Consider the following 13,804-nt stretch of genomic DNA (forward strand, 5'->3'; position numbering starts at 1 on the left):
GACCGAGCTGCAGTGCCTCCCGAAGCGACAGCTCCAGGACCTTCTTCGCGCGCGGCGTGAACGGGATGTGCCCGCTCGGTGCCTGCTGCCCCTGGCCGATGATCTCTTCGACCTGTGACCGCACACCCTCAAGGGAGATGCCGAGGGACTCGAGGGCCTTGGCGGCGACGCCCTCGCCCTCGTGGATCAGGCCGAGCAGGATGTGCTCGGTCCCGATGTAGTTGTGGTTGAGCATCCTGGCCTCTTCTTGGGCCAGGACGACGACCCGACGTGCCCGGTCGGTGAATCTCTCGAACATGTGCGCTCCTTCGAGCTGCGACCGACCACACGACAGCCGGTATCCGCATGCTAGCTCCGCCGAGGCATGTCCTCACGCATCGAACAGAAATCTACCCGCCGGCACCGTCCACATCGTCGTGGGCGGCGGACCGGCGCAAGTACCGGTCCGACCAGCGGAGACGTCTAAGGCAACCGCAGCCGACCAGCCATGACTCCGTCACGTCGTTCCGCCAAGAGCAGAACGACGCCGCCCGCTTCGCGACGTCTCCGGTCGGGCGTACGGTGCGGTGGGACGCGTCAAGCGGTGCGTCCCACCTCGGTGAGCCTCCTCACCGATGCTACCGACGGTAGTGGATGAGGAGGTGCATCTTGTTGTGATTCAACTCACATGTATATCGTTTTGCGTTGTCAATGTTACTCATTGTCGCCGCCCTGGGGAGTTTCAGCGACAGATCTTGCTTGCATCTTGTGAGTAACTACTTTACGTGCGCATACTCGGGCTGTGCTTCGGGTGATTCTCAGACCGCAAGTCCTCCGTTGCCCTGCGTGTCGACCCAGGCGCGCAGCCGTTCCTCGCGATCCTGGTCACCGGTAAAGGGACACGAGGTGCAGTAGTCGTCACCAAGGCGGTAGGCCAGGCAGCACGACCCACGGCGTATGCCGGTGTACCGCCGGCCGTGGTGGACGAACTCGTGCCAACGGGGCCGGGCCCGCATGGTGGGAGTAGCCCGGGAGAAGAAGGCGTCGGCCTCCACTCGGCCGAGGTGGGGATCGCCGGTCGCGCGCTCGGTCAGCAGGAAGGCGCGGGCGCACTGCGCGGCCACCGCCCCCCACAGCGCCGGAAGGCCGAGCCGGACCCGTCCCCGCAGCTCCTCGACGAACGGTTGGAGATGCGCGAGCACCTCCTCGACCAGGCGACTACGCAACGCGGCGACGTCCCCGACCACGTCCCCGACCACGCCGATCCGGGCATTCACCCCGTCTCCGGCGGTGACGCCCCCCGCGATCGGGTCATCCGCCAGGACGGTCATGGCCGGCCGGTGGAACGCGGTCTGGTCGAACCAGCCGCCGTCGAGGGCGCGTAGGGACATCGTTGCCGGGGTCAGGGCCGGCACCCGGTGCAGGAGGACGAAACAGGCGATGGCCGGGGCGGCGACGTTCGCCGAGTACCAGTTCGCCAGGTAGCTCGCGGCGACCTCCGGGCTGGCGCCGTGTGCAGCGCCCACCCGGGCCAGCGCCTCGGCCACGCCTGCTGGTCCGGTCAGGAAGGCACAGTCGGCCCAGCCCGGGCCGTCCGGCATCCCGAACTGCACACCGCGCGGCTCCAGCACCTCGGCGAGGTCCCGCAGGCTTGCCTCGAACGGTGGTTCGGCGCACTGGACGGTACCCCCGGAGAGTTCCGGCGCCGTCCCCTCGGGGACTACTTCCCTGGAAGGCGCCGCCGGGGACGCCGCCGAGCCGGTGCGGCGTTCGTTCACCGACCGCTTCACTGCCGGGACCGGGAGGTGTGCCGCGGCTGGGCCGGGCGTAGCTGTGCCAGGGTGCAGGATCTCTCGCAGAGTGGCGTTAGCATGAGCATGGCTTTAAGTAAGGCTAACTTCATGTCTGGCGTCAACTGGAGCCGCCATCAGTGCTATGCCCACGAGTCATCGTGGCCGGCATCATGGGTGGGTCGACATCGCGCGGTTGCCGGGCTGGTCGGCCCGCGTCACCAGCTGTCCGTGGCGAGATGGCGCTGGACGGCCTCGGCGATGGCCTGCTGCCCGTGCATGGTGGGGTGCGCGCTCAGATCACGTGTCGGTCCGAACAGATTGACCGGAGCCACCCACGGGTCCGGTGTGCAGATTTCGTGACCGCGTAGCGCTCGACCCGTCGAGACGAACTCCACTCCCGCATCCGACGCGGCTTTTCTGATGACCTGGTCGAGCTGTCTGTTCAGCCTCGTCAGCTGTCGACGTTCCCTGTTGGTCAGCCAGGTACAGATGTTGTTGAGCTGGTTGCCCGGAAATATGTAGGGATAGCCGACCACGATGATCCGCGAATGCGGGGCGGCGGCCTTCACCGCCGCGTAGTTGGCGCTCAGGACACCCGGAAGTTCCTTGGTGACAAGATCGCGCTCGCGGCGGTCGTTGCCATCCCAGAAGCATCTCCACGCATAACAACTGAAGATGACTTTGCCGAATCCGGCATCGTTGCCGCCGATGGTGATGGTGACGACGTCTGGGGCCCGGCCCAGTGCACGTAGCTGGGCCAGCTGGGGTTTCTCGCCCTTGAACGACTCGTGTAGGGCGCCGGTGGTGGCTCCGGAACACGCGGCGAACAGCGAGACGGTGACCCCCGATCCCATACCGCCCAGCAGTCGTGGCCAGGCCTGGCTGCTCCGCCGGCACTGGGGGGCCAGCGAGTCGAAGGGAGGATTGCCCTCCCCCGAGGAGTAGGAGTCGCCCAGCACGGCCAGGGTACGGGGCTGCGGACCGGCCGAAGCCGGATCACCCCAACCGTACGTAATCGGAACCGCGGCGAACAGGAATGCTGCCATCGCGGTGACAAGAAAGGGATGAGTGAAGTATCCGCTGCCGGGATGTGACGATACGCCGGACTGTGTTCCCGAGTTTCGGTCCCGCATGGCACGGAATCGTAACCGAGTCGCGGGAGGACGGTCCGTCGAACCCGGCGGCTGTCGCTCGGCAGAGTCGGTTGCCTAATCCGCTGGACCGGTCGAAGCCCCGGAGATGCGCGATCGTCGTAATTATCCTGGTCGCCGTAATGCAGCCCGAACGAGCCCGGTCGGGATCGGATCAGATATTCTTCTCGAAGACGAGACGCAGGCCGATGAGTGTCAGATGGGGCTCGTGGCGGTCAAGGGTCTCACTTTCCTTGATGACCACGGACGCGAGACCCCCGGTGGCGATCGTCACCGCATCCGTCCCGAGCTCGGCCCGGATGCGGCGTACCAGGCCGTCCACCTGACCGGCGACGCCGTAGATCATGCCGGACTGGAGTGCCTCGACCGTGCTCTTGCCGATGACGGAACGTGGCGCGACCAGTTCCACCTTACGGAGCTGGGCCGCCCGGGACGCGAGTGCGTCCAGCGCGATCTCGATGCCCGGTGCAAAGATTCCGCCGATGAACTCGCCGCGTGCCGAGACGATGTCCAGGTTCGTCGAGGTGCCGAAGTCGACGACGATCGCCGGCCCGCCGTAGAGGTGGTGCGCGGCGAGCGTGTTCATGATGCGGTCCGCGCCGGCTTCCTTCGGATTGTCGATGAGGATGGGAACCCCGGTCCGCGTCCCCGGTTCGACGATGACGACCGGAATGTCGTGAAAGGCCCGGACCACCATCCGGCGCAGGGCTCGAAGCGCGGCGGGAACGGTCGAGCAGATCGAGACACCGGTGACCTTGTACTCGCCGAGCAGGCCGCGGTAGAGTAGCACCAGTTCGTCCGCGGTCGCCTGCGGGTCGGTGCGCACCCGCCAGGAGTCGGCGAGGTGTTCACCCTCGAACACGCCGACGACGGTGTTGGTGTTACCGACGTCGATGGCGAGCAGCATCAGGATTCCTCCACGATCAGACCCTCGATCGGTGGGCCCGCGGTGGCCGATCCCGGGCGATGATCGGGATCCAGGGCGAGATCGAGGCCGAGGTCGAGAGCGGGCGCCGAATGGGTCAGGGCGCCGACGGCGAGATAGTCGACGCCGACGGCTGCCACCGCCGCCGCCGTTCGCAGGGTCAGGCCGCCGCTCGCCTCGAGCCGCACCCCGGCCGGACGGGCGAGCTGGACCGCGGTCCGCAGGTCCGCCAGCGACATATTGTCGCAGAGGATGAGATCACATCCGGCATCGACGGCCTCCGCGACCTGGTCGACGGTGTCGCATTCGACCTCGACGGGCAGCCCGGGGAACCGGGCCTGCACCGCGGCGAACGCCGCCGCCACGCCACCCGCCGCGACCACGTGGTTGTCCTTGATCAGGGCTGCGTCCGTCAGCGACATGCGGTGGTTCACCCCGCCCCCGCAGCGCACCGCGTACTTCTCCAGCGCGCGCAGGCCGGGTAGCGTCTTGCGGGTGTCGCGGATCACCGCACCGGTGCCGGTGACCGAGTCGACCCAGGCCCGCGTCAGGGTGGCGATCCCGGACAGGTGGCACAGCAGGTTCAGCGCGGTGCGTTCGGCGGTGAGCAGGCCGCGGACCGGCCCGTTGACGTAGGCCACCGTGGTGCCCGGCGGGACAGGGTCGCCGTCGCGAGCGGTCAGGGTGACGGTCGCGGCCGGCCCGAGCAGGCTTTCGAAGACGGCGGCGGCGACCGGCAGGCCGGCGACGACGCCCGCGGCCCGCGAGACGATGGCGCCGTGCCCGACGAGGGCGGGGTCGACCGTCGCCTCGGAGGTCGCGTCGACCGCGCCGATCTGGCCGGTCACCTCGTTCTCCTCCCAGACCGGGAGGTCCTCCACGAGCGCGCGGCCGACCAGGGCCACCACCCCGTCCGGGTCGAGGCCGGCCGAGGCGAGGGCACTGCGGGTGGCGGGCGAGAGCCGTCCGCCGGGCACGCCGGCGGAACCGGAACCGCTCACCGCGAGCCGCGCATGGGCTCGACGTCCACGATCAGTTCCCCTTCTGGATCGAGCCGGGTGAGGATCCGGCCGAGCCAGTGTTCGTCGTCCCGCTCACCGAAGTCCTCCCGCCAATGGGACCCGCGGGTCTCCGTCCGGATGGCGGCGGCGGCGGCGAGGGCCGTCGCAACCGTGCGCAGGTTGGTCATCTCCCAGGCCGGCGGCCCGGCCGTGACCGTCGCCCCGCTGACCCGCAGGTCCCCGAGACCGGCCAGTACCTTCGCCGTCGCCCGCAGGCTGTCCGCGCTGCGCAGCACCCCGACACCGTCGGTCATCGCGCGCGCGAGTTCCGCGCGTTCGGCGGGGTCGGTCAGACCACTGCCGCGACCGACCACCGGCGCGGCGGGGATGGCGGCGCCGCGCTGGCCGCCGGGCGCGGTGCCGGCTAGGTGCTCCGCGATGCGTGCGGCGAAGACCAGCCCCTCCAGCAGGCTGTTCGACGCGAGCCGGTTGGCGCCGTGCACCCCTGTGCAGGCCACCTCCCCGCAGGCGTACAGGCCGGCCACGCTCGTGCGGCCCCACAGGTCCGTGCGCACTCCGCCGCTGGCGTAGTGGGCGGCCGGCGCGACGGGGATCGGCCTGGCGACCGGATCGATGCCGGCGGACCGGCAGCGCGCGGTGATCGAGGGGAACCGCCGCTCGATGGTCGCCGCGCCCAGCCTCCGGGCGTCCAGGAACAGGTGATCGACCCCCTGGGCCGCCATGACCCGCGACATCTGCTTGGCGACGACGTCGCGCGGCGCGAGGTCGGCCAGCCGGTGGACGCCCGCCATCACCCGCTCGCCGGCCGCGTCGACGAGAACGGCACCCTCCCCCCGCATGGCCTCGCTGACCAGCGGCTGCTGGCCCCCGAGCAGGTCGGCGACGGCGCCCGGCCTGGACGGGGGCAGCCACAGGGCGGTCGGGTGGAACTGGACGAACTCCAGGTCCGCGACGACGGCGCCCGCGCGCAGAGCCAGCGCCACCCCGTCCCCGGTGGAGACGCCGGGATTGGTCGTCGACGCGAAGATCTGCCCTATCCCGCCGGTCGCCAGGACCACCGCGCCCGCCGTCACCGCGCCGACGCCGTCCCGGCTGCCCTCCCCCAGCACGTGCAGGGTGGCGCCGGCGGCCCGACCGTCGGAGTCGAGCAGCAGGTCGAGGACCAGTGCGTGTTCGATGACCTCGACGCTCTCATCCGCCCGGACGGCGGTGATCAGGGCGCGTTCCACCTCCAGGCCGGTGGCGTCCCCACCCGCATGGATGATGCGGTTGCGTAGATGGCCGCCCTCCCGGGTGAGGGCGAACGAGCCGTCGGTGGTCCGATCGAACCGGGCGCCGAGCTCGGCGAGCTCACGTACCCGCGCCGGTCCATCGCGGACCAGTACTCGGGCTGCGTCCTCGTCGCACAGCCCGACGCCGGCGACCAGGGTGTCGGAGAGATGATCTTCGGGCGAGTCCTCCGCGGCGAGCGCGGCGGCGATCCCACCCTGCGCCCACCGGGTCGACCCGGCGTCGAGGCGTGCCTTGGTCACCAGCAGCACCCGGGCGGCGGGCAGCGCCCGGCGCAGGTGCAGGACCGTCGTGAGCCCGGCGATGCCCGAACCGATGACGACGACGTCCGCGGCGCGCAGCCATCCCGGGCGGGGCGCGTCGAGCCGGCAAGGTAGCACGGTCACTGCGTAGCCACGGCCGATCGGACCGCCGCCGCGGCCGCAGGTACCGGGATGTCGACCGGGATGTCGCCACGCAGGCTCGACGGGTCGCCGGGGAGCGGTTCGGCCGGGTCGTCGCCGTGCCCGATGATCCGGTTTGCCGCGTCGACGAACAGCACCTTCGGGACGTGCCGGCGCGCCTCGGCGTCGTCCATGAGCCCGTACGCAATGATGATCACCAGATCGCCCGGCTGGACCAGGCGCGCCGCGGCACCGTTGATACCGATGATCCCGCTTCCCGCCGGTCCCGCGATGGCGTACGTCTCCAGCCGGGCGCCGTTGTTGATGTCGACGATCGTGACCTGCTCGCCGGGCAGCAGGTCGGCGGCGGCCAGCAGGTCCGCGTCGATCGTCACGGAGCCCACATAGTGCAGATCGGCCTGGGTGACTGTGGCACGGTGGATCTTGGCGGTGAGCATGGTGCGCAACACGGTCAGGCTCCCGGGTGATCGCGGTCGGCGGGACGGTCCGGTCGGGGGGTGAGGGCGGGAGACCCGGCGGATGCCGGAGACCCAGTGGGGGCCGGCGCCGGGGATTCCGGAGGCAGGACGAGGTCGATGTTGTCGATCAGGCGGGTGGTGCCCACCCGGGCAGCGACGAGCAGCAGGGCGGGACCGCTCCGGACCGGACGCAGATCGTCGGGGCTGGCCAGGGCGAGGTAGTCCACGTCCACCCCGTCCGCGGCGGCCAGAACCTCCCGCGCGGTCGCGAGCACGGCGTCCTGCCCGCCCGCCTGGGCCCGGGCCCCGGCGGCGAGCGCCCGGGACAGGGCGAGCGCGCTGCGCCGCTGCTCGGGGGTCAGATAGACGTTCCGGCTCGACAGCGCGAGGCCGTCGGGCTCGCGCACGGTCTCCACATCGATCACGGTGACGTCGAAGGCGAGGTCCGCGACCATCCGGCGGATGCAGACCAGCTGCTGGGCGTCCTTGCGCCCGAAGAACGCCAGGTCCGGACGGACCAGGTGGAGCATGGTCCCCACCAGGGTCAGCATCCCATCGAAATGGCCCGGACGGGTTGCGCCTTCGAGTAGCTCACCGAGCGGCCCGGCCTGCAACCGGACGAGCGGCGGCGAGTCGTGGATCACCTGGGGGGCGAAGACGAGGTCGACCCCCTCCCGCGCGCACATGTCGAGATCGGCGGCCAGGGTGCGCGGGTACCGGTCGAGATCCTCACCCGCGCCGAATTGCAGCGGATTAACGTAGATCGTGGCAACCACCTGGTCCGCCTGGGCCCGGGCGGCGCGCAGCAGCGAGGCGTGGCCTTCGTGCAGCGCTCCCATTGTCATGACGACGGCCCTGGTCGGGCGCGCGTGCCCGGCTGCCGCCCGCGCGGGCGCGTCGTCCGGCGCAGGCAGACCGGCCTCACTCTGCCGGGCGATGGTGGCCTGCCGGTCGAGCGCGGCGCGCAGCTCGGCCCGGTCTCTGGCCAGGACGGGACTGCCCGAGCCGGGGAGCGTGCTGGGCCGGACGGAGGGGGCAATGCTCCTAGCGGAGGGGGCCGTGGCGGTGGCCGCCTGATCGCGGGATCCCGTCGATGGGCGGTCAGGCGTGGTGGAGAAAACAGCAGTCATGATCCGCTCCAGTCCTCGGATGGGATACCGGACGTCGTTGGCAACTGTAACTCGGCTGCAATGATTGCTGCCCTCCTCTGTGAGCTGGGCTTCGTTCGGGCGATCGCCCGAACGAAGCCCTCTGCTCACTCCGGAAGGTGCAATTTGTTGCTTTGTGACGTTATATGATATCCCGCTGGGGCGGCGAGCCCACCGGAGTTCAGGCCCCGGTGTGCGCGGGCTCGGCCCGCTCAGGGGCCTCGGCCTCCTGGGGGGAAGAGGGCGTGGGGGCTCCTGGACGGGTGTGCTGCGCGACGTAGGTGCCGGCGGCGATCGCCGCCGCGACCGGCCATTCGATGATCGAGGCCGCGGCGAGCCCGCCGAGCCCCAGGTAGTAGGCGCCCTTGCCCAGCGACGGCCACTGCGTGCTCGTACCTCGCCCAACCTCGAACCGCGACGTGAGCAGCGGTAGCCGGACCGTGAAGGTGTGTGTGCCCGGCGACCGCTCGGGGCCCGTGGGCGGGGCCGGCTGCTGCTGGTCCCGCTCAGGGGCAGAGGTGTCCGTGTCCTCCCGGTGCGGCTGTGGCCGTGCCCGTGGCGGAGTGTCCGTCTTCGTGGCCATGGCAGCTCACCTCTCTCAATATCTCGATCTCCTTCTAGGAGAGAACCTATATAGTATCCAGAAGATAACTTCTCGTACTGTTCGCGGTGTGAGCGCGGTCAGGCGGTGGACAGGTAGTCCTTGAAGGAGATGCCGGTCAGTCGCTCGTAGGCCTCCACGTAACGGGCCTGGGTCGCCTCGACGACGTCCGCGGGCAGCTCCGGCCCCGGCGCGGTCCTGTCCCAGCCGGTACTCGTCAGATAATCGCGGATGTACTGCTTGTCGAAGGACGGCTGGGAGGCTCCGGGCCGCCAGGTGTCCTCCGGCCAGAACCGGGACGAGTCCGGGGTCAGGACCTCGTCGGCGAGCCGCAGCGTGCCCTGGGTGTCATGACCGAACTCGAACTTGGTGTCAGCGAGCAGGATGCCGCGCTCGGCTGCGAGGACACTGGCCCGGCCGAAGATCTGCAGGGTCAGCCGCTCGAGCTCGGCGGCGAGCTCGGTGCCGATCCGGCCGGCCGCGTCGGCCCGACTGATGTTCTCGTCGTGCTCACCGATCGGCGCCTTCGTGGACGGCGTGTAGATCGGTGCCGGCAGCTTGCTGCCGTCCACCAGCCCGGTGGGCAGGGGATGCCCGCTGACCGCGCCGGTGCGCTGGTAGTCCTTCAGCCCGCTGCCGGTCAGATAACCACGGGCGACGCACTCGATCTGCACCATGTTCAGGCGTCGGCACAGCATCGACCGGCCGCGCAGCTGCTCCCTATACGGAGCGAGCTCGGCCGGGTACTCATCGGCGTTCGAACTGACGACGTGGGACGGGACCAGGTCGGCGAGCTGGTCGAACCACCACAGCGAAAGCCCGGTGAGAACGGCTCCCTTGTCGGGAATTTCGGTCGGTAGGACCACGTCGAACGCCGAGATGCGGTCGCTGGCGACCAGCAGCACGGCGTCGTCCCCGACCGCGAACAGCTCCCGGACCTTGCCCGAACCCAGGTGGGTGAGCCCGGCGAACTCCTCATGTGTCAGCGGCATACACCGACCGTACCCAGGGAGAACAACAGCACCTGCGGGGCGGGGTCCCGCGCCATGCCTGCGCCGCTGTGCGGCGGGTCAGGCGCGGGGGCGCGCGGGTCAGGTGAGGGCGGCCAAGGCGTCGAAGACCGAGCCGAGGCGCTTGGTGTAGCGCTCGGGCCGGCTCACCTCGTCGAGCCTGGCCTCGTCCAGGGCCAGGCCGCGGTCGCCGGCGTGCTTGCGCAGCGTCTCCCGGAACGGCACGCCGGTCTGCCAGGTCTCCATCGCCGCCGTCTGGGTGACGGCGTAGGCGTCCTCGCGGGACAGCCCCGTCTCGACGAGTTCGAGCAGCACCGCCGAGGTGTAGACCAGCCCGCCCGTGGCATCGAGGTTCGCCCGCATCCGTGCGGTGTCCACGACCAGCCCGGTGACCAGCCGGGTCGTCAGGTGCAGCAGGTAGTCGACGCCGGTGGCGGCGTCCGGCAGCGCGATGCGCTCGGTGGAGGAGTGGGAGATGTCGCGCTCGTGCCACAGCGGGACGCCCTCCAGCACCGGGACGTACTGCGCCCGGACGATCCGGGCGAGCCCGGCGATGCGCTCCGACATGATCGGGTTCTTCTTGTGGGGCATCGCGGAGGAGCCCTTCTGCCCGGAGCCGAACGGCTCGGACAGCTCCCGGACCTCCGTGCGCTGGCCGTGCCGGACCTCCAGGGCGACCGCCTCGCAGACGGTCGCGAGCCCAGCCAGCGCCGCGACCCAGGAGGCGATGCCGTCGCGCAGCACGACCTGGGTGGCCACCGGGGCCGCGGTGAGGCCCAGCTTGTCGGCCACATAGGCCTCGACGTCGGGGTCGATGTTGGAGTACGTCCCGACCGCGCCGGAGATCTTGGCGACGGCCACGTCCGCGCGGGCCGCGCGCAGCCGGTCGCGGCAGCGGGCGAGCCCGAACGCCAGGTCCGCGACGCGGTGCCCGAACACCGTCGGCTCGCCGTGGATACCGTGCGTCCGGCCGACCCGCAGGGTGTTCCGGTGGGCTAGGCCGAGGTCGCGCAGCGCGGCGACGAGGGTGTCCGCCCGGGCGAGCAGCAGGTCGGTCGACTCGACCAGCTGCAGCGCGAGCGCCGTGTCGAGCAGGTCTGAGGAGGTCATGCCGAAGTGCGCGTAGGCGGCGGCGGACCGGGGTTCGGTGCGGTCGGCCCAAGCGGTCAGGAAGGCGATGACGTCATGCTGGGTGACGGCCTCCACCTCGGCAACGGCCTCGGGCGTCGGAGCGGGGGCGGCCCGGACCGGCTCGACGGAATCGGCGGGGATGCGGCCCGCGGCGGCGTGCGCCTCCATGACCAGCACCTCGACGCGACACCACAGCTCGTACTTGTGCGCCTCCGACCACACCCGGCCCATCTCCGCCAGGGTGTAACGGCCGATCATGACTGGCTGCCGGCCGCGGCCGCCGCGCTCAGCCCGTCCGCCGCGGCCTGCTCGAACTCGTCCTTGAACGCGGCCAGCTTCAGCCCCAGATCGGGATCGGCCAGCGCCAGGATCTGGATCGCCAGGATCGCCGCGTTCGTCGAGTTGTTCAGGCCCACGGTCGCGACCGGGACGCCCGGCGGCATCTGCACGATGGCGAGCAGCGAGTCCATGCCGTCCAGCGCCCCGCCGGAGATCGGCACGCCGATTACCGGCAGCGTGGTGAGGGCCGCGATGGTGCCGGGCAGCGCAGCGGCTAGGCCTGCCCCGGCGATGACCACCGAGATGTCGCGGGCCCGCAGCTGACCCACGTAGTCGGCGAGGGTGCGCGGCGCCCGGTGCGCCGACAGCGACACCTGCTCGTAGGGCACACCGAAGCGTTCCAGGGTGGCGCCGGCCTTGCTCATGGTCTGGGTGTCCGACGGTGATCCGAAGACGATCGCCACCTGGGGATGGCCCGGCCCGGGGGTGCTCTGCGACACGGTCTACTCCTTCTTTTTCTTTCTATGTCCTGCGGGATCCTCGCCGGACGCGACGTCCGCTCGACGGACGTCGGCCGCGTGGCGCATCCGGGACGGATCTCCGATGTCGGTGCGGTAATGGGCGCCGGGCAGCGAGATGCGGCTGACAGCCTCGTAGGCCGATCCTCGCGCGGACTCCAGGTTGGAGCCGATGGCCGTAACGGACAGCACACGGCCGCCGGCCGAGACGACCCGGCCATCCGGCTCCCTCCGGGTACCGGCGTGCAGGACGTCGACGCCGGCCAGTGCACCGGCGGCAGCGAGCCCGCGGAGCGGGTCGCCGAGCCTGGGTGCCGCCGGATAGCCGTGCGCGGCGACGACGACGCTGATCGCCGCGCCGGAGCGCCACACCGGTGCCCGCCGGCCGGAGAGCACGTCCGTCAACGGCGTCGTGAGCAGGGCGAGGATGGCCTGCACCTCGGGGTCACCGAAGCGCACGTTGAACTCCACCACCCGCGGGCCGCGGGTGGTCAGCGCGAGCCCGGCGTAGAGCAGGCCGGTGAACGGGGTGCCGCGCCGGGTCATCTCGGCCACTGTCGGCCGGATCACCGTGGCGACGATCTCCGCCGGCAGGCCGTGCGAGGCCCAGGGCAGCGGGGTGTACGCGCCCATCCCCCCGGTGTTCGGGCCGGTGTCGCCGTCGCCGACCCGTTTGTGGTCCTGCGCCGGCAGCAGCGGGAGGACCGCGCCGGACTCGGTCACCACGGCGAACAGGGAGACCTCGGGCCCGTCGAGGTACTCCTCGAGGACAACCCGGCCGTCCGGTCCGCGCAGGCTCGCGCGGACCGCGGCGACGGCCGCGTCGCGATCCTCGGTTACCGTGACGCCCTTGCCGGCGGCGAGCCCGTCGTACTTCACCACGTACGGCGGGCCGAAGACGTCCAGGTCGGCCAGGGCGGGCTCGATCTCGGTGTGGTCGCGAGAGGCCGCCGTGGGCACCCCGGCGGCGCGCATGACCTCCTTGGCGAACGCCTTGCTGCCCTCCAGCCGGGCCGCGGCCGCGCTCGGGCCGAAGACCGCGAGGCCGCGGGCGCGTAGCTCGTCGGCGGCCCCGGCTACCAACGGCATCTCCGGACCGATGACGGTGAGGTCCGCGCCGACCGCCTCGGCAAGGTCGGCGACGGCGTCCGGGTCGGCGACGGCGAGCGGGCGGGGCTCGGCGAGCTCGGCGGTCCCGGCGTTTCCGGGCGCGCAGATCAGCGAGCCGACCCGGGGATCGCGGGCGAGCGCCCGGCACAGCGCGTGTTCACGGCCGCCGGAGCCGACAACAAGAACCTTCATCAGTTCACCTCGCGACGCAAGCAGCGGCCCGGTGCGCGGCGGCGGATTCCCGGTAATGCCGGCGGACCGGGCCGCGTCGCCGCCACGGCCGTGCGCGGGGGACGTGGGGGTCGGTGGAGGCCGTCACCGGTTGTCCCCGGCGCGCGGCGCCGGGACGGAGATCCGGACCGGGCGCGGGTGCCGTCGCGAACCGGCGAACCCCGCCTGGGGCATCGCGTCGTCGCAGTTCGGTCGGGTCACAGTTCCACAGTAGCGGGTATGCTGATCATCGTGCGCGTCGTGCCCGGTCGGTGCCGGTGACTCCCGGCCGGTCACCCGGGACGATCCGCGCTGAGCGGCTACAGCCCGACGCCCGACCGCCAGAGCAGGTGGGCCATGCCGTGCACCAGGTGCAGCGCGCAGCGGCGTGCGTCCACCTCGGCCATGCCCGCGACGATGGCGGCGGCGTCGACCGGCCAGACCCGGACCTCCCGGCCGAGCACGGTCAGCGGGGCGGGATCGTCGCGGCCCTCGAAGGCGCGTCCACCCGGTTCGACGAACAGGTGCAGCGACCGCCCTGCGGCCGGGAAGTTCTCGCAGCGCCAGTACAGCAGCGGCCACGCCTGCAGCCGTTCCCGCCGTCTTGGCCAACGCCGGCGGCGACCGGGGTCGACGGCCGCCTCGTCCGGGTCCGCCCGATCTGCCCGGGCTGCCGGGTCCGTGGCCGCCCGTGTCGCCCCGCCCTCGCTCAGGTCCAGCGCGGGCAGCGGCCGGCCGGCGCGGTACCGCGCCGGCGCGCGGTGCGGCGCGGTGG

Annotated in this window: 13 protein-coding genes and 1 pseudogene; all 14 read right to left on the reverse strand. The window is 71.3% G+C overall.

The window, feature by feature from the left end:
* The coding region (locus AC08OT_RS13105) for a Clp protease N-terminal domain-containing protein (protein ID WP_476602858.1) at positions 1-298 on the reverse strand (298 nt) is incomplete at its 3' end.
* A gap of 499 nt (positions 299-797) precedes the next feature.
* A complete protein-coding gene (locus tag AC08OT_RS13110) occupies positions 798-1,757 on the reverse strand; it encodes a (2Fe-2S)-binding protein (protein WP_476592058.1) in 960 nt (319 codons plus the stop codon).
* Positions 1,758-1,987: 230 nt separating this feature from the next.
* Positions 1,988-2,818 (reverse strand): SGNH/GDSL hydrolase family protein, encoded by an 831-nt coding sequence (locus tag AC08OT_RS13115; RefSeq protein ID WP_476592059.1) that lies wholly within the window; start codon positions 2,816-2,818, stop codon positions 1,988-1,990.
* Between the two features lie 259 nt (positions 2,819-3,077).
* Positions 3,078-3,830: a type III pantothenate kinase gene (locus AC08OT_RS13120; protein WP_476592060.1), complete on the reverse strand. Its 753-nt coding sequence runs from the start codon at positions 3,828-3,830 to the stop codon at positions 3,078-3,080.
* Positions 3,830-4,849, reverse strand: coding sequence for a carboxylating nicotinate-nucleotide diphosphorylase (nadC, locus tag AC08OT_RS13125; protein WP_476592061.1), 1,020 nt, complete (start codon positions 4,847-4,849; stop codon positions 3,830-3,832). Before nadC ends, AC08OT_RS13120 begins: the two co-directional genes overlap by 1 nt.
* On the reverse strand, positions 4,846-6,546 hold the full coding sequence (locus tag AC08OT_RS13130; RefSeq protein ID WP_476592062.1) for an L-aspartate oxidase: 1,701 nt from the start codon (positions 6,544-6,546) through the stop codon (positions 4,846-4,848). Before AC08OT_RS13130 ends, nadC begins: the two co-directional genes overlap by 4 nt.
* Positions 6,543-7,013 carry an aspartate 1-decarboxylase gene (gene panD, locus AC08OT_RS13135; RefSeq protein WP_476592063.1) on the reverse strand — a complete coding sequence of 157 codons (471 nt, stop codon included), beginning with the start codon at positions 7,011-7,013 and terminating at the stop codon, positions 6,543-6,545. Before panD ends, AC08OT_RS13130 begins: the two co-directional genes overlap by 4 nt.
* 2 nt (positions 7,014-7,015) lie before the next feature.
* Positions 7,016-8,152, reverse strand: coding sequence for a pantoate--beta-alanine ligase (panC, locus tag AC08OT_RS13140; protein ID WP_476592064.1), 1,137 nt, complete (start codon positions 8,150-8,152; stop codon positions 7,016-7,018).
* 199 nt (positions 8,153-8,351) lie between these two features.
* Positions 8,352-8,753, reverse strand: coding sequence for a hypothetical protein (locus tag AC08OT_RS13145; RefSeq protein WP_476592065.1), 402 nt, complete (start codon positions 8,751-8,753; stop codon positions 8,352-8,354).
* 98 nt (positions 8,754-8,851) lie between these two features.
* Positions 8,852-9,763, reverse strand: a complete 912-nt coding sequence (locus tag AC08OT_RS13150) for a phosphoribosylaminoimidazolesuccinocarboxamide synthase (RefSeq protein WP_462186410.1) — start codon at positions 9,761-9,763, stop codon at positions 8,852-8,854.
* A gap of 99 nt (positions 9,764-9,862) precedes the next feature.
* Entirely contained in the window at positions 9,863-11,170 is a 1,308-nt protein-coding gene (gene purB / locus AC08OT_RS13155) for an adenylosuccinate lyase (RefSeq protein WP_476602859.1), read from the reverse strand.
* The gene (purE, locus tag AC08OT_RS13160; RefSeq protein WP_462186408.1) at positions 11,167-11,691 is read right to left on the reverse strand and encodes a 5-(carboxyamino)imidazole ribonucleotide mutase; all 525 of its coding nucleotides are present in this window, start codon (positions 11,689-11,691) and stop codon (positions 11,167-11,169) included. Before purE ends, purB begins: the two co-directional genes overlap by 4 nt.
* Before the next feature lie 3 nt (positions 11,692-11,694).
* Entirely contained in the window at positions 11,695-13,011 is a 1,317-nt protein-coding gene (gene purD, locus AC08OT_RS13165) for a phosphoribosylamine--glycine ligase (protein ID WP_476592067.1), read from the reverse strand.
* Between the two features lie 338 nt (positions 13,012-13,349).
* Positions 13,350-13,804 (reverse strand): annotated as a pseudogene (locus AC08OT_RS13170) (hypothetical protein); the annotation flags it as partial.

Source organism: Frankia sp. CgJB1, from assembly GCF_977947065.1.

What these genes read in the sequence shown, in the direction of transcription:
- AC08OT_RS13115 (WP_476592059.1), bottom strand. Translation starts at nt 2,818, where the DNA reads ATGGCAGCATTCCTGTTCGCCGCGGTTCCGATTACGTACGGTTGGGGT.
- AC08OT_RS13120 (WP_476592060.1), bottom strand. Translation starts at nt 3,830, where the DNA reads ATGCTGCTCGCCATCGACGTCGGTAACACCAACACCGTCGTCGGCGTG.
- panC (WP_476592064.1), bottom strand. Translation starts at nt 8,152, where the DNA reads ATGACTGCTGTTTTCTCCACCACGCCTGACCGCCCATCGACGGGATCC.
- AC08OT_RS13145 (WP_476592065.1), bottom strand. Translation starts at nt 8,753, where the DNA reads ATGGCCACGAAGACGGACACTCCGCCACGGGCACGGCCACAGCCGCAC.
- AC08OT_RS13150 (WP_462186410.1), bottom strand. Translation starts at nt 9,763, where the DNA reads ATGCCGCTGACACATGAGGAGTTCGCCGGGCTCACCCACCTGGGTTCG.
- purB (WP_476602859.1), bottom strand. Translation starts at nt 11,170, where the DNA reads ATGATCGGCCGTTACACCCTGGCGGAGATGGGCCGGGTGTGGTCGGAG.
- purD (WP_476592067.1), bottom strand. Translation starts at nt 13,011, where the DNA reads ATGAAGGTTCTTGTTGTCGGCTCCGGCGGCCGTGAACACGCGCTGTGC.